This is a genomic window from Pedobacter hiemivivus, assembly GCF_005144565.1.
Lineage (GTDB): Bacteria > Bacteroidota > Bacteroidia > Sphingobacteriales > Sphingobacteriaceae > Pedobacter > Pedobacter hiemivivus.
In genome coordinates this window covers 198,234-222,014 of the sequence record NZ_SWDX01000002.1, presented here as the reverse complement: position 1 = coordinate 222,014, position 23,781 = coordinate 198,234, and the positions used below count along the sequence as shown (strand labels likewise).

The following is a 23,781-nucleotide window of genomic DNA, read 5'->3' as shown; positions in this document are numbered from 1 at the left end:
ATCTTTTATTTCTTAATCATTTCTACTGAACCATCTTCTTTAATTTTGAACACCAGCTCGTTGCCATAACTCACACCAGCCTGATTGATCACAAAAGCCTTCAGGTAGTAATTTACACCTACCATCAAACCATCCACTGCGATCTGAGTGTCGCCAATATTTGCAGCATTCACTCTTGTATCTGCAAGGCTTGGGTGCTCATTCGTACTCCAGCAAATACCACTGGCTGTTAAAGCTGTTCCACCATTGTTAAGCAATGTCATCGCTATCGTAACCTCAGTTTCACTTTTCGCAGTTACTGTACTGGTATTCAACAATGCCTTTTTCATCGGTCCGTAACTATACCAATCACTCAGTTTGAATGGTGCAGTCTTCTTCGCGAGGTGACTTTTGCCATTCAAGAGCGATAGCGAGAATGGCGCCGTACGCTCCGCTGTAGTCAGTTCATTTAGGCCAAGCATATAGTCTGCCACAGTACGCATACTTAGTGCTCCCGAATCTGGTAAGGTTGTCATCGTCCAATCTGCATAAAGCGTCATCGATTCTGTGATTGCGGCGTCAAAATTAAAAACTGTTTCCATAAGTTGGTCACTAAACCAGGTATAAAAAATCATTCCCTGTTTTGTGGTCGTTACCGCAGGAAGTTTAGTACCATCTTCCACTTGTATTGGATCTATAGCCGTTCCGCCCATCGTTTCAAAAGTAATCGTATGGTATAGATTTTTAACGGTCAACAAGCCCGGTTCGAAAGTAAACTCATAGTTATCGGCTTGCAGTGTACCCAAACTCAGTGTTACCGGATAATCACCTGCCGGACTGCTCAGCGTTGCCGTTGTACTGAAAGCAGGTTCACCTTGCAGCGTAGCATCCGCACGAACTGTCGTATCCGTTTCCTCGTATTTAAATCCTTTCATATGGTATGTGAACGGAGGATTCTCTTTGCCGAAGTATTTCGTTAAGGTATCTCCAGAAACCGTCAGCATGGCTTTGTTGATTTTAAAGGTTTGCTGTGCTTCCGCAGGGGCAAAAAAGACATTTCCAGCTTGTGAAACTTTCAGGACAACATCTCCGGCACCTTCGATTGTCGCCATGTCACCGTTAAGATCAAGCTTACCTTCCAGCAGTTCAAAAGTTACTGGTAATCCTGAAGAAGCCATAGCGATCAGTTTGAATGGCACATCGCCATAATTCTTATCACCTACAGGTGCAAAAGTGATGGTTTGTGCAGCCTTCTCAATAATAATTTTTACACTGGCAACCTGATCTGTGGTATTAAAGGTATTTGCAGATAAAGTAAGTTCGCCTGTAAGGTTCAACTCTCCTATTGCAGCAGCGGTATAAGCCGCCTGATCCCAGGTGATGCTCAACAACTCTTTCGACCCGTCGTTATAAGTAACTTCAATGGATGTCGGCAGAGCAAGATTTGCAAATGGCGTTCCGTATTTCACGATCATTGGAGTAATCTCCGCTACCGAAAGCAGATCTTTCCAAAGCGTTACCTTAATCTGCGGCTGCAAGTTTGCACCATTCCGCACATCATCCGTCAGCTGAATCTCTCCATGAATGGTTTGCGGTGTCAGCAAGTTAGCATCAAAATCGCCTTCAGTCCACAGCACCGGTAGATTGGCTGTAGTCTGGTCGTCATAAGTGACCATTACTGTTGATGGCAAATTAAGGGCAGAGAAAGGCTTGCCATACACATCAATCAGATCAGCCAGGCTCTCCACTGCAATCACGTTTTTATTGTCGATGATCACCTCTACCTTCGGTGTCAGGTCATCAGGATTTTCCGCTTTCCCTTCCATATCGAGCAGACCAGTAAAATTATAAGTCCCCGCAACATTGCCATTGAACAGCGGGGATTCCCAGCTAACGGCAACTTTACCTGTTGATCCATCCGTAAATATAGCATCAAGCTGAGTTCCCAAAGCTGCAAGAACCTGCTCCTGTGTGGTGCCAAATGGGAAATGAACTGGCGTATTTACCAATACAGAATCCAACACCAACAGTTTAGGTAATACCTTTATTTTAATCGCCGTTGCTTTATTGTCTTTGTTTTCTTCAGGTGAGCCAGGAATTATTGTACCCGGAAGAATATATTCACCGGCAAGCATACCGTTATAAGTAAGTCCATCCCAGTTAACAGGCAAATCTTCCTGTTCATTATTGTTGTAAGTCACCGTCACTTTCTCCGGTAGCATCAACGTTCCGAAGGTGGTACCGAAAGGAACAGTTAAAGCCAGCGGATCTGTAACACTAACAATATAGCGTTGGGCCACGTTCACCGTAAGTAAAGCCTTAACTGAATCCGCATTCTCGGTCAAGGCTGGCATCACCACATCAGCTGAAAACTCGTATGATCCTGGGGTTGTAGGATCGTAGTCTGCATTCGCCCATGTGGTTACCGCAAGGCTCATTGTACTACCATCATCAAATAAGCCCATTACGGTAGCTGGGGTCGAAATGTCCGCCTTCAACGTTCCATAGCTCACCTCAACCGTATCCCTGCGAATAGAAAGTAGCTTTTTAATGCGTTCTGCTACTGTTACCGTAATTACAGGTTGCAATCCTTTCGGATTGTCAGCATCATCAGGAATAACCATTGTCCCTTGCAAGGTATACACGCCCGGTGTCTTACCGTCATAAGTACCCTTAGCCCAGGTTACAGAAAGTAGTTCTTCTGAGGCATCATTGTAAATTACTTTTACGGCTTCCGGTAAGGTCAGCGCGTCAAATTCAGTATCATAATCTACGTTGATTCCCGGCAGACTCTCTATACTTTCAATTTGTTTTCTGTCGACTACCACCACGACTTTTGGCATCAGGTTATTCGTATTTAAAATTCCCTGAGGCAGAATGATAGCTCCTTCAAAAAGATATTCCCCTGCAGCATCGCCGTTGTAAAGTGCCGACTTGAATGAATTATCCTGTACGGCAACATCTAGCAATGTGGCATCATCCAATGTCGCTTTGCTGATCGACGGAAACTGTAAATTTTCCAATGGAGTACCAAATGCGACCTTGATTGTATCTGTTTTTAAAGAAACAATCACCTTCTCTCTCGGCAATACGGTCACTACGATTTTCGGATTTATCGGCTTAGGATTCTCTATTTGATCAGTCAGCGTAAAGCTTCCATTCAACACATAAGATCCGGCAAGGTTTCCGTTATAAGGACTAAGGTCCCAATCCACACCCAGGTCTTCATTACCGCCGTCTGCAAATTGTGCATTCAGCTGTCCTGGCAAGGTAACTGCTTCCGGAGCCGTACCGAAAACTACCGTTATAGAATCCGGACTGGTATAAGTATCAATAAGGTGTTTACCTACAGTTACCGTTAGTAAGGCTTCCACATCATTTGGATTTAGAATGTCCTCAGGAAGCTGTAATGTACCTTTCAATTCATAAACACCAGACATATCATCAATGTAATCGCCCTCTTCCCAGGTCACGTTCAGCAGACCCGTTGTACCATTATCGTAAGTTGCAGTTACTTGTGCAGGGAACAAAGGTTGCGCATTGATAAAGCTGGTACCGAAAGGTACAAGCACCGTACTTGGGGCAACGCTAACCACTTCAAGTGGCTTCGGTCCAACAGTCACATTCACCTTCGCAAACAAACTATCTGGATTGTCAATGTCATCACCGGTAACCAGTGTTCCCTTAAACTCATACACACCTGGAAGCTGTGCATTATAGGTTGCAGAAGTCCAAACAACACCTTCGGTTCCTGCCGATTGGTCATTATAAGTCACATTTACAGTTTCTGGGAAAGGAATATCTTCCACCGGTGTTCCGTATTTAACGCTGATTGCAGCTGGATTCTGTACGGAGATTATCTTTTTATTGCCTACCTGTATGTTTATTTCTGCTGTTTTGGAATCTTTATTAACAACACCTGGAATTAGTATCGGATCTCCAATAAAGGAATAAACCTCAGGAACCAGCGGATCATAACCTTCGGTATCCCAGTTCATGTTCAACGTACCGGTACTACCATCATCGTAAGTTACCTGTACCGCTGCGGTCAACTCCGGAATCGCCGTCAGCAATGTACCATAGTTCACCTTCACCGTATCCAACACTGCAATGCTTACAATATTCTTAGGTTTTGGCAGTACCGTAAGGATCATCTGTGCGTTGATGTTGTTCTTATTGTCGATACTTTCATTGTGTAGCAAAGTCCCTGTAAGGGTATAATTACCGCTTTGCAGTTGATTGTAACTACCAGGAGCCCATTCTACCCCTACAGTATCCTGTGTACCATCGTCAAAATTAACCTTTACAGTTTGTGGTAGGATCACCTCATCAAATGGCGTATCATAAGGCGTACTTGCCGTGTACTGGCCTTCCACAGAAACAATGTTCTTACGGATGATCACTTTATTATTGGCAAATAACAAATTGGTATTAGAAACAAGATCAGTCAACTGGAGCGTTCCCTTAAGGTCATACTCCGCACCTTTATCTGCTACATACTGTGTTCTGTCCCAAATCACGTCCAGGAATCCGGTAGTCTGATCATGGTAAGTTACCCTTACAGTAGCAGGTAATGGCAGGTTTGCAGCTGGTGTATTCAAATCCACCGTAATGTCGGCCAGATCCTCAACAGCAATGATGTTATGCTGAACATATACATCTACGTTTGCTTCAAAGTCGGCAGGATTAGCATGCTCTTCCTTAATACCAAGCGTAGCATATAAACGATATACCCCTACCTTAGGATTATAATCACCCTGCTTCCAGGTCAGATTCAACATTTCCTTCGTGATGCCATCATCATAAGTCACCTGTGCCTGTTTAGGCAATAACGGCAATACATCGCTGTATGGTGTGCCTGATAATACCTTTACCGGCGGCAGTGCTGCTACATCAATGATATACGGATAGATCGGTGTGATGACCGCAACCCTCGCTATCGCGGTTAGGTTATTTCTATTCACATCAGGATTCGGAACGGTCAACGTACCTACGAGTTCGTAAATACCTTCCACATTACCGTCATAGTTACCCGGCTGCCAGGTCACAGGGAATCGGGCATGACTGTTATCACTCATCACCACCTCAACCTGTGTCACCAGGTTCAACTGGCCAAATGGTGTTCCTGTATCTTTCTTAACCGGTACAGGATAAGGTTTCAATACTTGAATGATATAAGAAAGACGTGGATTCACTTTGATCTTTACTTTCAGTGAACCACAAACATCACCCCCCTGAACTGCCAGTGTAAATTCGTAATCTCCGGCCCTTGATGGTTCTCCTGAAATCACACCGGAGCTGCTCAAACCTAAACCATCAGGCAATAAACCCTGACTTAAGGAATAAGTATAAGGTCCGCCTTCTGCCAGTTGAATTTGATGACTATAGGGGGTCCATTGATCGGCCGCCGGAAGTTGCTGTTCTGCATTTTCAAGATATACCCCCTGGAACTCATAAGCTCCAAGATCAACCTTTGTATGTTTGATTCGGTCTCCGCCCGCAAGGTCTTTCGCCGTTCCAGTAACCTTTGTATTATCTCCCATATTAATCACCGGCGAGCAAGGTGCGAGCGAAAGATCGTCCGCAGCAGGGTTTGCCAGCTGAGGATCCTTTGTCAATATGGTTGTTCCGGTTACATATCCGTTTTGTACTGTACTTGTGGAAACAACGATTCCTGCATTCATCTGATCCGGGATTGCATTTCCACGCGTATTGCCCCAGAAGATACTATTGGCAACATTAACCGTTCCTGTATTACGGTACAAAGCACCGCCGTATTTGGTGGTTGTTGATGCATTGATATAAGCAGAAGTGTTGTTGCTAAAGGTCGCGTTTACGATATTCGACGTTCCTGTATAATGGTAGAAAGCACCACCATAATAACCATTCACCGTAGTTCTGTTTCTGCTGAAGGCCGCATTAATCAGGTTAAAAGTACCTGTTAAATGATAAATGGCACCCCCATGCTGTGCAGAAGTATTGCCGACAAACAATCCACCTGTGATGCTAGGTTTTCCATTGGTTGCATTGTAAAATGCACCTCCGGTTGCTGTTGCAATATTGTTCTTAAATACCACATCTTTCATCCCCACGGCAGCAGTGATGTGGTACATTCCCCCACCCTGACCACCTTTATTACCGATGAATTTGATATTGTTAAAGCTAGCGGCAGCATTGTTGTAAAGTCCACCACCCAGCTGCACTACGGTATTATTTTCAAGGATGATGTTACTGAAGATAGCTGCTCCACTATTGAAAATTCCCCCACCGCTATAATAAGCGAAGTTATTTTTAATCCATAGGTTTTTAAATATGGCCTTTCCAAGCGCATTGTAAATACCACCGCCATTATATGGATCAGCTGTACTACTTCCGTTAGCTGATTTACCGCCACGGATTGTAAATCCATCCAACACCGTAGCATTGGTTAAAGCCATCTTGTTAAATATAACATGGTAACTGCGGTTTGCACCATCAAGGATGGTTTCATTGGTCGTCATAATGGCCGTCGAATCCCGATCCGCAAGTTCATTTTCTGTCGCTGCAAAACCGCCATATATCTTAACGCCTTCTTTCAGTGTAAAATAATTGTTCACCTTCAGACCAGGTGTATAAGTACCTTTGGCCACGAAGATCGTATCTCCTGCCAATGCAGAGCTGAGTCCTTTTTGCAAATCCAGGAATGCATGATCCCAGCTTGCACTGTTGTTCATACCTGCGGTTGCCGCCTGGTTTACATAGATCCTTACTTTTCCTGTGCCCACTTTCACCTCAAAGGTGTACAACCTGTTTCCACATAAAGTACCATCGCTTGCTGTGATGTTAAAAGTATACAGACCTGCATTGATCGGCCTTCCCCTCAATCTTCCTGAAGGACTCAAAAGAAGTCCGTCTGGCAATGAGCCATAACTCACCGCATAAGTATAACTTCCAGATCCACCGGAAGAAACCATCTGGTGTTCGTAGATTACCCCTCTAAAACCTCCTGGCAATATCGCAGGACCAACATTGATCCGGTCTTGTTGATTTTCAAAAGCACCCAGATCCACCACTTCTGTTTTAACCCGCGCTTGTCCCGCAAGATCTTTCAAGATAACCGCAGAAAGGGAATTATCGCCCATATTGATCGCAGGTGAACAATCCGATAGGGAAAGATCATCTTCATTACTTAGGTTAAATAATGGGTCTTTGTCTACGATCACTTTTCCTGCCGCATATCCACCACGAATCAAAGCGTTCACTGGTTTGATATTCAGGTTAAGTTCATCGGGTACGCCATTACCACGTTCATTACCCCAAACGATACTGTTATGCAGATTTAATGTTCCTGCATACTTATAAATGGCCCCGCCATATTTGTTTACCGTAGCATTCACGTAAGCAATGCTGTTGTTGCTCATGCTTACGTTAACCAAGGTCGAGGTTGATGTATACTGATACATTGCACCACCAAAATAAGCACCTGTACCAGTTACCCTATTGCGACTAAACTTAGCATTATTAATGGTCAACGTGGATGCCCATTGGTATAAACCAGCACCGTGTTGAGTAGACGTATTCCCTGTAAAAGTTGCATTATTTAAAGTCACCTTACCTGAGTAACTGTAAAAACCGCCACCTAAGGTTGCTTTGTTGTCTTTAAATGATACGTCATTAATCGTTAATGTTGCTGAGCCCTGGTACATACCACCACCATAAGCAGCTGTATTGTTGATAAACTCGAGTTGTCTGAATGTTGCCGCTCCTATATTGTATAAACCACCACCGTAACGATAGGATCCGGAAGTGTTAAGCGTTCCATTGTTCTCGAAAATGATGTTGCTGATGATACTTGTTCCGCCATTGTACATTCCACCACCATAAGTATTGGAATTGTTATTTTTAATCCAAAGGTGATTAAATGTTGCCGCTCCGATCCTGTTGTAAATACCGGCACCGATATAAGGCTCCCCGGTGCTTGTACCTGTAGGCACCGACCGACCGCCACTGATGCTGAATCCATCAAACAGTGTCGCCGCAGTAAGGGCAATGTTGTTGTACACTACGTGCCTGCTGTTATTGCTACCCGTCAGGATCGTTTCGTTAGCCGCTCTGACATTCAGAGAATCTCTTTCAGCGAGGGTGGACTCTGTGGCAGCAAAACCACCATACATTTTAACGCCTTCTTTTAAAGTAAAGTAAGAAGTCACTAATGCTCCCGGACTGTAAGTTCCTTTGGCCACCCAAATCTGGTCGCCCGCTAGGGCCACCTTAAGCGCACTTTGCAAGTCAAGATAGGCATTGTCCCAGGTACTACCGTTATTTTGACCGGCAGTTGCTGCCTGGTTTACCAGGATACGTACTACACCTGTACCTGCTACCACATCCATATTGTAAACGCGGTTACCGCATAAAGTTCCGTCGGTTACATTGATTACAAAAGTGTACTTGCCGATTACAATAGGGTTGCCCGTAAGGAGTCCTGAGGCATCCATAGACAATCCATCAGGAAGCTTGCCCGAGACCAGTTTATAAGTATAAGTACCCGTTCCACCAATTCCTTGTAGTTGCTGATTGAATGCTGCTCCACGCGGGATTTGAGGCAAAGTTGTAGGATTTAAAGTGATCACATCCAGCTGGTATTCTATCGCCCCCAAATCAATCACTCCGGCCTTAGTTCTTGGGTTCCCCAGTATATCTAAAGTCCCTGCTGAAGACAGGTTATTGTCACCAGTATTGATTGCCGGCGAACAGCTTGTAAGCGCCAGGTCATCGCCATCTGCATTCACAAAGGCTGGATTTGCATCTATGATGTTCAGCCCGGCGGTGTAACCTCCGCTGATCAATGTATTGCTGGCCTTAATGTTCAGGTTCAGTTGATCCGGCATTCCTTCTCCACGGGTATTTCCCCAAAGAATACTGTTATTTAAAGTCACCGTTCCAGAATTCCTATACAATCCACCTCCATAATTTACCGTTCCGGTTTTGTAATAGCCGATGCTGTTTTTACTGAAACTGGTGTTGGTCAACGTAGCTATTCCACTGTAGATAAAGACCGCGCCACCATAATAAGCAGCCGTGTTGCTTATTTTATTCCGACTAAAAGTTGTATTGCTGATCTTCAATGTAGCATTGCTCCAGATGGCACCACCATGTTGTCCTGAACTATTATTCTGGAATGAAGCACGGTCAATGTTCAATACGCCTGAGGCATAGATTGCTCCACCCGCAGCAGTAGCTACGTTATCTTTAAAGCTAATATTACTCAGATTTGCTGTACCACTTGCCAGGTATAAAACCCCACCGGTAGTCGCCTTACTTCCGCTGAAACTGGCATTGCTGATGTTGGTAACTGCGCTCGAATTGACATAGATGACACCACCTTGCCCATTGGTTACGGTATTATTTTCAAACTTTACGTTATTCAGATCCGCAACCCCAGTACTAAACATTGCTGCTCCATATCCCGGATAACTGGAACTTTCAATAATTCTGTTGTTTTCGAATACCCCTTTGTTCAGCTTGAATCCTTTTACGTTATATACTGCAGATCCACGGGCATAATAACCGGTAGACCTATTGTTACTAAAGATCACATCTGTATAGCTGGCATCACCATTGTGATACAATCCGGCTCCATATACGCCAAGGTTATTCTTGATCCACAGGTTCCGGAACACCGCTGTGCCCAGCGAATTGTAAATACCCCCACCATAAAAGTTAATGCTATTGTTGGAGGTATTAACCGCCGATCCGCCACCTTGGATACTGAAACCATCCAATACCGTTGCATTGGTAAGGGCAACTGCGTTATACACCACATGGTAACTTGCAATACCCTGACTACCGTCCAGGATGGCTTCGTTATCAGTTCTGATTTTCAAGGTATCCCTTTCTGCGATGGTGGTTTCTGTTCCGGCAAATCCACCAAACATTTTCACACCCTCTTTTAGTTTAAAGGTGGATGCCGCCAGCGGGCCAGTGTAATAAGTACCTTTAGCTACCCAAATCTCATCTCCTGCGCCTGCCAGTTCCAATGCCGTTTGTAAGTCGTTGAAGGCATTTGTCCAATCACTACCATTGTTAGCACCAACAGCAGCCTGATGCACATACATTCTACCAGTACCATTTTGTACGGTTACTTTATATTGTCGGTTACCACTTAGGTTTCCATCCGTAGCACCAACCACAAAAGTATAGATGCCAATAATATTAGGTACACCAGTTAGCTTTCCATCAGCCGTCAATAATACACCTGGGGGAAGTTTCCCTGCCTGAAGGCTCCAGGTAACTGGTAGACTCGTTCCGGTATAGCTCAATGGAAGATTTAGAAAAGCTCCTCTCGTGATCGGGTCAATCCTTTCCGGGTTGATGATCAACCTATCTGTACTTTCATTCTCATAAGCACCCAGGTCGATCCTACTGTTGATCACCCTGGCTTTACCTGCCAGATCTTTATCATATGCCTGCCAGCTGTTCTCACCACCATCAATGGCTAAAGAGCCCCCCTGCAACTGTAGGTTATCGGCCGCTGCATCGAGGAATAAAGGATTGCCAATTTTAACATCCGTACCAGTAGCATAATCTTGCTGTACAATAGTATTCCCTACGATAACGCCTGCATTAAGCTGATCAGCAACAGTACCCATACGGGTGTTACCCCAAAGGATACTATTGTGTATAGTTACTGTTCCCGAATTGCGGTACAGTGCAGCACCATAACTTAGGGTTGCTGTGCCTTTGGCATAGCCAATATTATTTTTGCTAAAACTACTATTGTTGATCAATACATCATTAGAACTGATGTAAATGGCACCACCGTAATAGGCTGCAGTAGAAGTCACCTCATTGCGGCTGAAGATACTGTTGTCGATTTTCAGATTACTGTTGGACCAGATCGCTCCACCATGCTGCACTGCCGTATTATGAATAAAGGAAGCGCGGTTAAGCATCATTACACCACTGGCATAAATGGCTCCACCTGTAGTCGCTGTATTATCAGTGAAGATCACCTCATCTAGTACCGGACTTCCGCTGGCGATAAACAGAGCTCCCCCAGTTGTGGCTTTGTTTTCTGTAAATATTCCTTTCTTGATTTTGATCACCGCACTGGAGTTGCTGTAAATCGCTCCTCCCTGTCCGTTAAGAATCGTGTTATTTTTAAATTCTACGTCCGAAAGCTCCAATATTCCGTTCGTAAAGATACCCGCGCCATAACCAGGATAACTACTAGTCTCCAGAATTCTATTGCTTTCAAATACCCCTTTGCTCAGTTTAAAACCTTTCAAATTGTAAACTCCCGCCCCCCTGGCACTTGTCCCTTTAGCCTGGTTGTTGCTAAATAGGATATCGGTATAGCTTGCATCTCCATTGTGGTAGATACCTCCACCATAAGTTCCGTTATTGTTCTTTAACCAAAGATTGCTGAACTGAACAGCACCCAGAACGTTATAGATACCGCCCCCTTGATAGTTGTTACCACTCATATAGGTTGCATTACCACCCTGGATACTAAATCCATCGAGTACTGTAGCCGAGGTTAACGCCAATGTATTAGATACCACATGGTAACTGGCTATACCCTGACTACCATCCAGGATCGTTTCATTGGTACTACGGAGCTCAGCCATATTCCGGTCTGCCAGTGCAGCTTCTGTCCCGGCAAAACCACCATACATTTTCACGCCTTCTTTTAATTTAAAGGTTGAAGCAGCCAGCGGCCCCGTAAAGTAAGTACCTTTTGCTACCCAGATTTCGTCGCCTGCTCCTGCAAGATCCAAGGCAGGTTGTACATCTATAAAGGCATTTTCCCAATTGCTACCATTGTTGTCACCTGCAGCTGAACGGCTAACAAACAAACGACTGATACCATTTTGAACCGTGATGGTATATTGTTTGCTGCCCAAAATCTGTCCGTCGGTAGCTCCAATCACAAAAGTATAAGTACCCATAACCGTAGGCACGCCTTTGAGTTTCCCATCAGTAGAGAAGGTAACACCTGTAGGTAGTTTACCTGTCTGCAAGGTCCAGCTAACTGGCAACGCAGTTCCCGTAGCAACCATTTGCAGATTCAGCGCAGTTCCTCTCGGAATAGAATTGATCACTGCAGGGCTGATCATCAGTCGGCCATTGCCATCCTGCTCATAAGCACCCAAATCGATCGTTCCATTTACTACCCTTGGATTACCGGAAAGATCCTTATCAAAAGCCTGCCAGTTGTTATTACCGGCATCAATAGCCAATGAACCTCCTTTTAGCTGCAAGTCATCGGTAGCCGCATTTACAAACATCGGGTCTCCGATTTTAATATCTGTCCCCGCAGCATAACCGCTCTGAACAATAGAAGTACCAACGATAAGCCCACCGTTCATCTGGTCGAGCACATCATTTCCTCTTTTATTGCCCCAGAAGATACTATTGTTGATGGTCGCGGTACCACCTGAACGATACACAGCCCCACCATAACTTAAGGTTGCTGTTCCTTTATTGTAACCAATACTATTGTTGCTGAAACTAGTGTTGTTGATCAGTGCATTTCCCGAATTCAGGAAAATAGCGCCACCATAATATGCGGCAGCAGAAGTTACACTGTTTCTACTGAAGATCGTATTGTCGATTTTCAGGGTACTGGCCGAAAATATTGCCGCACCATATTGCACTGAAGTGTTATTGATGAAAGCGCCCCTGTTAATGTTGACTACTCCGGCAGCATATAGTGCTCCGCCAGTGCCTGCGGTTGTGTTGTTCTTGAACTGTACATCCGTAAAAGTGGTTGTACCATTGGCCAGGAATATCGCCCCACCTGTGCTTGCTCTGTTTCCTATAAATTCAGTTTTACTAATATCAATTATCGCACCGGAGTTGGAGTAAATCGCTCCCCCATATCCATTGCTGATGATGTTATTTTCGAACTTCACCTCAGTAAGCGTTAGTGGGCCAGAATTGAATATCGCTGCTCCATAAGCCGTGCCTTCTAGCAATTGGTTATTCTGGAAAACACCTTTTGTGAGTTTAAAACCACTCTGATTGTAAACCGCTGCACCTCTGGCATTTGATCCTTTTGACTGGTTATTACTAAAAATGATGTCTGTGTACACGGCATTTCCAGTATGATATAAACCACCACCGTAGGCAGCAATGTTGTTTTTAATCCATAAATGACTGAAGACCGCCGCACCATTGGTATTGTAAATACCACCACCATAATAACTGGCTCCGGTACTATTGATGGCTGCTTTCCCGTTCTGGATACTAAAACCATCCAGTACCGTTGCGCTGGTTAATGCCGCTGTATTATATATAATGTGATAACTCGGCGTCCCCTGACTACCATCCAGCATGGTTTCATTTGTGGTACGTATGTTGTCTATGTTTCTTTCTGTAAGAAGCGCTTCTGTTCCGGCGAAACCACCATACATTTTTACGCCTTCTTTTAAGGTAAAGTAAGCGCTGGCTAAAGGCCCAGTATAATAGGTTCCTTTGGCCACCCAGATCTCATCTCCCGCCTTGCTTTGTGCTAATGCTGTCTGAAGATCTATAAATGCATTTGTCCAGTTGCTACCATTGTTATTTCCTGTAGCTGCTTGTCTTACATACAATCGCGATGGCCCATCGGTAATCACTGCACTGAATTGCTTACTACCTACCAGCGTACCATCGGTAACCGAGATCACAAAGGTAAACGTTCCAGCTACGGTTGGTCGGCCAGTAATTAATCCATCTTCTGTTAGCACCAAACCAGTAGGCAATGTACCAGACTGCAATGTCCAGGTATAATTTCCGGTACCGCCGGTAACCGTCATCTGGAAGTTAGGATCAAGTCCACGTGCTGATGAAGGGAATACCGTAGGCTGAATTTTCAGTCCGTTACCACCCAAACTTTCATAAGCTCCAAAGTCTATGATATCATTGGTGATCCTTGGATTTCCTGCGAGATCGATACTTGTTGTATTGCTTATATTATCGCCAGCATCAATTGCGGGTGATCCGCCTTTCAATTGCAAATCATCCTGTGCCGGGTTAGTAAACAAAGGATTACCGATCAGGATATTTGTTCCTGTTGCATAACCACCCTGAACGATCGAATTACGCACAGTCTGTGCGGCAGTCAACTGATCAGGAACATTATTTCCACGGGTATTGCCCCAGAAAATGCTGTTGTTCACCGTCACCACACCTGCCGAACGGTAAAGTCCCGCACCACCAATAGTAGTCGCATGTGTAAAGGCAATCTTATTGTCACTGAAAGTAACATTGTTTAGGTTGGTTGCAGCTGCTGAGAACATACCTCCACCATAGTAAGCTCCTACTGTTGTCACAGCATTTCTGCTGAAGATCACGTTGCTCAGGTTTGCTGTGCCAGAAGTGTTATACATACCCCCAGCCTGCTGACCGGCAGTGTTGGCAATGAAAGATCCCCGATCGATATTCAACACACCACCACTTTGAGAAAGACCTCCGGAATTCAGCCTCGCAGTGTTTCCACGGAAAGTCACATCGGTCAGCGTGACATTCGCATTGAGGTTAAAGAAACCACCCCCTACGGAGTTCGCCTCATTCCCTTCGAATAAGATTTTATCATAAACTGCCGTACCCATATTATAGATACCTGCACCTCGTTCTGCTTTATTATTGATGACCCTCAGATTGCGGAAAATAGCTTTTACAGCTGCATAATTATAAATACCTGCTCCCCGGTTGTTATCTGAGTCGGAACCCGCCAGGCCTTGTCCACCACTGATGGTAAAGCCGTCCAATAAAGTGGCATTGCTCAATGCAATATTGTTAAACACCACGTGCCTGCTTGCTACGCCTTGACTACCGTCCAATATGGTTTGGTTGCTCGTGTGTATCAATGGTAGGGCTCTGTCGTTAAATGTTGTTTCTGTTCCAGCGAAACCTCCGTATATTTTTACGCCCTCTTTCATAGTGAACCAGCTAGTGGCCAATAATCCTGGGCTATAAGTTCCTTTGGCTACCCAAATCTGGTCTCCGGCAAGGGCTTTAGTAACGGCCATTTTCAGATCCGTATATCCATGTTCCCAGCTGCTGCCATCATTCCTGCCGGATACCGCGGCAACATTTACAAATAGTTGTGTAGATGCCGGATTTACCAGTAAGGTATATTGCCTTCTACCGACAAGTGAACCATCGGTAACACCTACTACAAAAGTAAATGTTCCTGCTTCCTGTGGCCTGCCTTTTAATACGCCATTGGCATCCAGACCGAGTCCAAGCGGTAGTACACCCGAAGTGATGCTCCATACCAGATTAGCGCCGCCTGCAGAAACAGTTAGTGGCACATTCATCAAGTCACCACGACTATAAGCCTGTAATGTTGCCGGACTGATGATCAGACTGGCGGTACCCTGATTTTCGAAGGCACCCATATCCACTATATCATTATAGATCCTCAGATTTCCTTCCACATCTGTTGCTCCGCTAACCTTAGCGTTATCACCCATATCGATAGCGGGCGATCCGCCTCTTAAACGAAGGTTGTCTGTCGCTGCATCCGTAAAGAGTGGATTACCAATGGCAATATTTGTTCCTCCGGCAATGCCATTCTGTACGATACTCTTGTCAATGGTCACTACCCCCATGATCTGATCGGCCACCCCCTCTGCACGCGTATTACCCCAAAAGATACTATTGCTGACGCTAACTGTACCAGATGAACGATACAAAGCGCCACCACCCACAGCAATACGGGAAATACTGTTGTTACTGAAAGTTACATTGGTTAGCGTAGCTGTGGTAGCGGCAAACATGGCTCCACCATATGCGGCTACATTAGATGCAGCAACGATACGGTTGCGGCTAAACATTACGTTGTTTAACCTGGCTGCCCCTGAAGTATATAATGCACCACCATGCTGCGTAGATTCGTTGTCAATAAAATATACACGTTCAAAGAGCGGCGTACCAGCTGAGGTAACGGCACCGCCCATGCCTCTTGAGCGGTTTGATTTAAAGGTAACATTAGTAAATTCAGGTGAACCTACATTGTTATATACCGCGCCACCGTTAAGGGCCTGATTCCCTGTAAAAGTAGTATTGGAGATTTTAACTGCTAAGCTGCTATTGCTATATAAAGCCCCGCCATAGGCATAACCTGTGCCATTGGTAATGTTATCTTTAAAAGTACTATTGCTGATCAATGCGGTTCCGCTATTGAAAATAGCCCCACCATAAGTGCTGGATCCTGCAGTAATAGTGTTTCCTTCAAAAAGCACCTTATCAACAGTAATCCCGCCAGTATGGTTATAGAGAGCTGCACCACGACCAAGATTACCAATGGTGCTGTTGGCGATAAATTTGGTGTTGGTGAATGTAGCTACTCCCGAAAGGACAAATGCTCCGCCACCAAAAAGGGCGGTATTATTGGTTAGGATAAGGTTGTTAAATATTGGTCGACCCAAACTGGTATAAATACCGGCACCATAATAATTTACACCTTGATCAGGTACATTAGGATAACTGGTACTCGTAGTGGTTAAGGTACGTCCACCTGAAATGGTAAATCCATCAAGGATGGTCTCCGAAGTAACAGCTGTAGTGCTGGATACGACGTGGTAACTGGCTACGCCCTGACTTCCGTCGAGGATACTTTTATTACTGGTATGTATTAGGCTGGTGTCTCTTGCGGCAAGGTTTTCTTCCGTACCTGCAAAGCCACCATAGATTTTTACATTTTCCTTCATGGCAAAGGTAGAGGTAACCAATAACCCAGGGCTATAATTTCCTTTGGCTACCCAGATCTGATCTCCGGCTGTTGCCTGTCCTAATGCCAATTGCAAATCCGTAAATGCATTTGGCCAGTTACTACCGTCCTTACGGCCGGCAGTTGCTCCTTCACTTACATAAATATTGGTAGCACCTGGGCTCACCACAACATTAAATTGTTTTGTTCCGGCGAACTCCCCATCAGTAACAGATACGACGAAAGTATAAGTTCCTACAAACATCGTTCTTCCTGAAAGAAGCCCAGTTGCACTAAAGCTAAGTCCGGCAGGTAATGTCCCCGAAGAAATACTCCAGGTTAATGATGCACCCCCTCCTGTAGCGGTAAACTGTGTATTTATATTGGTACCACGAACTGAAACAGGTAAAGTTGCAGGTAGGATCAGCAGGCTCTCGCCACCTTGATTTTCGTAAGCACCAAGGTCGACAATTCCATTCACTAGCCTTGGTAGATTGGCTATATCGAGTGCTGTCCCACTGGCTGCGTTATCACCCACATCGATTGCAGCTGAGCCGCCTTTAATTTTAACGTTATCTGTAGCAGCATCGGTAAACAATGGATTTCCTATAGAGATCTTTGTTCCCCCCGCATAGCCGTTTTCGACAATACTATTAGCAACTGTTACTACGCCTCTAATTTGATCTGACACCCCAGCACCTCTCTTGTTGCCCCAGAAAATACTATTGTAAATGGATGCAGAACCGCTATTGAAATAAAACCCAGCACCAGCGCCAAGGGTAGCATGTGTATAAGCGCTGATATTGTTACTAAAGGTGGTATTACTGAGGACTGAAGCACCGGAGCTATTGTACATCCCCGCACCATAACCTGCCGCAGAATTTGTAGTCGTCTTATTCTGGCTAAATACCACATTGTCGAGTCTTGAAACTCCACTATTATGAAGCCCGGCACCAACACCTGCAGATGTATTGCCAATAAAAGAAACTCTGTTTAAAGTTAGTGGTCCTGTACTACCCATTCCACCTGCCGTTGTGGTGGCCGTATTATTTTTAAAAACCAGATCTTCCCCATTAAAGCCCGTAGTGCTCGTTATCCCGGCACCAGTTCCTATTACGGTATTCCCTTCGAACACAGTTTTTTTAAGGTTCAGTACACCAACATTATGGTACAAACCGCCACCAGAGGAGCTTGCTTTGTTTCTTAGGAAAGTCAAATTTTCCGCAGTCAGATTGGCAACGGTATTATACATACCCCCACCCATGATGGCTTCATTTTCTACGAAAGTCAGGTTGCGCAGGATCACGAACGCATTCAAGTTGTATAAACCACCGCCATATCCTGCTCCGCGACTAACAATATTTTTCTCGAGGCGAATGTTTTCAAAGGTAGCTGGTCCGTTATTGTAAATACCTGCACCAAATCTATCCGCAATATTGTTCTTTACCCAGAGGTTTCTGAATACCGCTTCACCGGCATTGTTGTAGATACCTGCAGCGCTATAAGCGATAGACGTCGATCCTGCTGCTGTTTTACCATTAGCAATACTGAAACCATCAACAACAGTTTCCTTTGTAGATTGCTCGAGGTTAGTCACTACGTGGTAGCTTACGCCATTTCCAGAGAGAATGGTTTCATTAACCGCATATAATTTATTGGCATCTGCTAACCTTTCCGTCAATTCATTTTCTGTACCGGCAAAACCACCGTACCATTTTACGCCCGACTTCATCGTAAAAGTATGGGTAACAGCAGTTCCCGGTAAGTAAGTGCCTTTGGCCACCCAGATCTCATCTCCGGCAACTGCATAAGCTAATGTTGGTTGTAGATCGGTAAAGGCATCGGTCCAGTTAGCACCTGTTGCTTTTCCTAAGGCATCCTTTTTCACATAGAAACGTGCAGGTCCGGGAATAGCATCAATGGTGTACTGTTTACTACCAATAAGCGTAGCATTGTTTACCGCGATCACGAAAGTATCGCCACCGGGAGTTGGTCTCATCACGCGGCCATAAATCCGTCCAGCTGGAGTGATGGATAGTCCAGATGGCAATTCTCCGGTCAAGATACTCCAGGTAAAAGGACCCGTTCCACCAGTCGCAACCATCTGAATATCGACCAATGCGCCTCTGGTAATTGTCCCGAGGGTTAGCGGTGTAATTTTGAGGGAAGCCCCACCTTGATTTTCATAAGCACCATGATCCACAATAGAATTATAAATCCTTGGGTTGCCCTCGATATCTTTTGTTGTTCCTACAGCAGCGTTGTTTCCTTTATCTATGGCCAGTGCCCCTGTTTTTAAGGTCAGATCATCATTGGCTGCATCTGTAAACAGTGGATCGCCAACAAGAATAGCTGATCCCGTTGCATAACCATCTTCAATGGTACTATTGGACACAGAACTGACTCCTGTATTGAGCTGATCAGACAGGCCAGTTCCCTGTGTATTGCCCCAGAAAATACTGTTATAGACATTTACTGTTCCTGCCGCACGGTACAAGCCAGCGCCACTATTCAGAGCCGTCCGCGCTACAGTATTCTTACTAAAAGTAGCGTTCACAATATTGTTAGTTCCTGTTCCAATGTACATACCGCCACCAAAAAAGCCAGCAGTTGAAGTTACGGCATTACGGCTAAAGGCCACATTAGTGAAATTCAATGTACCACCAGTGTTTGTAAAAATACCACCTCCATGCTGCACCGAAGAATTGTTAATGAACAAGCCGCGGTCGATGGTCAATACAGCCGTACTGGAGATACCTCCACCAGTTGTACCTGCCCTGTTTGACTTGAAGGTTACATCTGTTAGTGTAGCTAACCCACCATTAGAGAATCCACCACCAGCTTGCGTAGCATCGTTATTTTCAAACACCACATTGTTCAGGATAAGCCCGGCAACTGTATTAACCAAACCACCACCGATTGCAGTTGCACTGTTATTTTCAAAAACCGCATTGTTGATGGTTACATTGGCAGCGGCATTATGCATACCTCCACCCTGTATAGCCTGGTTGCCACGGAAGGTTACATTATTTAGTATCGCATTTGCTCCACCGTTATAAAGTCCCCCGCCGTACCTGGAAGAAAGCGTGGCCGTGTTGCCTTCAAAATGAACGTTTTCCAATTTGATGGCTGTAGCAAGATTGTACATCCCTCCGCCAAGTGTAGCACCTGTATTATTTTTAATGATCAGGTTTTTGTAGGTTCCATTTATAGCGGCAGCAAGAGTAAAAATCCCGGTACCATAAACAGCTGCAATTGTGGCGTTTCCTCCTGAAATGGTAAAACCATCTAAGAGTGTCTCTACCGACATTAGCGTAATGCTGGAAACCACATGTTTGTTTACCCCAGAACCATGGAGTTCGGCATTGTTAAGCGTAAACTTTCCATTGGCATCTGCTATACGCTGCGAGAGGAGTGTTTCTGTTCCGGCAAAACCACCATACAGCTTCACGCCCGATACCAGGTTGAAAGTTGAATCCACGTGACCAGCAGGCGTATATACTCCTTTTGCCACCCAGATTTCGTCTCCACTCTTTGCCATACCCAAGGCCGACTGTAACCTGGTTAATCCGTTTGTCCAGTCTGCACCATTATTGGCACCTGTGGCATTGCCTTTAACATGCCAGCGGGTAGCTCCGTCGTTGACTTGTAAATTATACTGCCTTGTTGCCATTGTTCCATTCTGCGTAGCCTTGATGACAAACGTGAAAGCACCTGAATACATCGGTACACCACTAAGGAGTCCAGTTTGTTTGTTAAAGAGCATACCCAATGGAAGTGTACCACTAGTATGGTCCCAGGTGATAGCGCCAGTAGCAGAAGTACTAAATTGCTGGCTATAAGCTGTTCCTCTACGAGCTACCGGTAAAGTCGCTGGAAGGAGCACAAGAGATCCGGCACTTGCATTTGTATTTTCATACGCCCCTAGATCGACGGTATTATAGATGATCCTCGTATTTCCCCCTAAATCATTTGGCGTTCCCACATAGGCATTGTTACCTGCATTGATGGCTACTGAGCCGTTTTTTAACCGCAGATCATGCGTTAGCGCATTTTCAAATTCTGGATTACCAATGAGGTTGTTGGCCCCATAAATATAATCATCCTGAATGAGGTTATTGGCCAGACTAGTGGCTGGTCCACCGATCTGATCGGCCACATCATTACCTCGTTTATTGCCCCAGAAAATACTGTTATATATACCAAATGCTGCAGGAGAAGCATACAAACCGGCTCCAATGGTGGTAGCCCCTGCAACCGTATAATTCGTTATGTTATTACTGAAAGTACAATTGGTAACCGTCGCAGTACCACTGAAATACATCCCTGCCCCGTTTGTAACGGTAGCTGCTGTTGCTCCTGTTATGCTGTTTGCACTAAATATCGAGTTGTTTACCACAATAGTACCCGAACCCCATAGTCCAGCACCATTGCCCGTGCTCGTATTTTTTAAGAAAGCTGCTTGATTAATGTTCATTGGACCAATAGTCGCGTAAAGTCCAGCTCCATTTGTTGCAACGTTTTCCTCGAATGTTACTTTGGTTAGGGTAACCCCTGCAATGTTGCTCCACATCCCTCCACCGTTTATCGCCTGGTTTCCTTTAAAGGTTACCTCATTCAGTTGCAGATTAGCCCCAGTATTGTAGAGTCCCCCTCCGTTCCTGGTAGAACCTGTCGCCAACACATTGTTTTCAAATGAAACGTTCTTCAGACGGATCGCTGTTGAACCGTTGTACATTCCCGCTCCATAGATATTGGCATTGTTATTTTTGATGATCAGATTGCTATAGGTTCCATTTACTGGAATATTATTAATATAGATACCTCCACCGTAACTTTTCACGCCCGCTTGCACAGCGTTACCGGCGGTAATCGTGAAACCATCCAGTGTAGACTCCGGTGTTAAGGCGAGGATGCTGCTCAGCACATGGACGTTCACATAGTTCCCACTCAGTATAGACTCGTTAGTCGTGTATTTTCCTTTTGCATCCGCCACTCGCTCGCTCAGCACTGTCTCCGTTCCGGCAAAACCACCGTAAATTTTGACACCAGAAACCATATTGAAAGTAGAATCCATATGCTGCACCGGCGAATAAGTTCCTTTAGCTACCCAAATCTCATCACCACTTTTTGCCATCTCGATCGCGGTCTGCAGTCTAACATAAGCATCAGCCCAATTCGATCCTGAGTTTGCTCCCGAAGTTGATGCTGCCCGAACATGCAACCTGGCAGGAGCAGCATTCACATTGATGGTATACTGCCTACTGGTTGTTTGTCCCCCCATACTGGCTCTCACAACAAAAGTGTAATCGTCATTCACCATTGCGACTCCACTCAACAGCCCCTGCGCATTCAGTTTAATGCCCGGTGGCAGGCTTCCATAGGTTACCTGAAAACTTGCAGCCGAGGCTCCTGTTGTTGTCAGCTGTAACTGATAGGGAATCCCACGGGTAACATTACCAATAGCCGAAGGCTGAAGTACAATGGATGACGGAGCACCTATTGGATGTTCATAAGCGCCAAGATCAACCGCAGCATTGACAATCCTTGTATTTCCTGCTAGATCCGTACCACCTACGACCTGGGAATTTACTCCCGCATTGATGGCTATTGATCCATTCTTCAATCTTAGGTCATGAGTCGTTGCATTTTCAAACTCTGGATTTCCGATAATCGTATTTACCGAATTAATTAATCCACCCTGAATGAGGTTATAGTTAAGACCGAACTTAAAAGTAGTATTGAGCTGATCAAGTACATCTCCCCCACGTTTATTGTTCCAAAAAACACTATTGTAAATATTTAACGCGACAACTCCTGAATACAATGCTGCTCCATAGGTATTTACATTATCAACAGCATAGCCAATTGTGTTATTACTAAAACTACAGTTGTAGATGTTTCCGGCTCCTGATCCTGCCGCGTAATGCAAGCCGGCTCCCAGATAGGCCACATTTGCTCCAGTCACTACATTTGTACTAAATACAGCATTGCTCAACACAAAACCTGTTCCGGTAGCTGCAGTATACAATCCAGCACCTCGCTGGCCTGCAGAGTTCCCAATAAAAGAGGCTCTATTAACAGTTAGATTATTCCCGGTGTTGAATAGTCCGCCTCCATTGGTGGTCACACTATGATTTTCAAAACTAACATCTGTCATAGTAACACCGGCTGCAACGTTGTTAAATCCACCACCAGTGCTAGCACCTGTATTATTTTTAAAAATAATTTTCTCAAAAGTTGCGGATGCTCCTGTATTATAAATCCCTGCTCCGGTAGTTACTAGCTGAAGATTGTTATTCTCTACGACCAGATTTTTAAAAGACGCGGATGTCCCGGCATTAAAAATTCCACCACCCGCTCCGGCAGCATTATTTTCCTTAATCCATAAATTTTGAAATATTGCAGCCCCACTGCCTACATAAATCCCCGCCCCAGCATAAATCCCAGAAGGAGAAGTTGAACCTCGGGAAGTTAAACCACGGGTAATGGTAAAACCATCCAGCAAAGTGGTATTGTTATTTGCAGAACTAACCACATGATAGTTGATATCTTGTCCGTGTAATATACTTTCATTAACCGTAAAAAGACCATTTGCCGCAGCTACACGTTGACTTAGTAAGGTTTCAGTCCCAGCAAAACCACCATAAATCGGAACACCTGTTTTAAGAGTAAAGGTCCCCCCTGTTGTAGCAGCTGAAACGTATGTTCCCTTAGCTACCCAAATTTCATTTCCACTAACCGCTTTGGTGATGGCTGCAGTTAGGGTTGTAAAAGCATCCTGCCAGCTAGTACCGGTACCGGTACCGGTTGCATTAGCTTTGACATAATACCTTTGAGCTTGAGAGTCGAGCGCAAAAAAAAGAGCAAAAAATAACAAAAATGTTACTATATAATTAGGGGTAATTCGGGTCATGTTTGAAAAAAGAGGTGCTGCACAAAAATTTAGGTATAAACTCTAATTACCACAAAAAGCACACACATTTTCGAATAAAGAAAAAACAGCCGTTTACGCTTCAAATTAATGAATTAATCGGTCATTATTTACTCGAGAATAGGGATTTTTTGGGCAAAAAAATTACCACACAGCAAAGCTATAAAATAAATCCTCCCTCACAACC

At 44.7% G+C, this 23,781-nt stretch carries 1 protein-coding gene; it reads right to left on the bottom strand.

Features of this window, described 5'->3' with window-relative positions:
• Positions 1 to 5: 5 nt before the first annotated feature.
• The gene (locus FBD94_RS04660) at positions 6 to 23,576 is read right to left on the bottom strand and encodes a choice-of-anchor Q domain-containing protein (RefSeq protein ID WP_136879303.1); all 23,571 of its coding nucleotides are present in this window, start codon (positions 23,574 to 23,576) and stop codon (positions 6 to 8) included.
• Between the last annotated feature and the right edge of the window lie 205 nt (positions 23,577 to 23,781).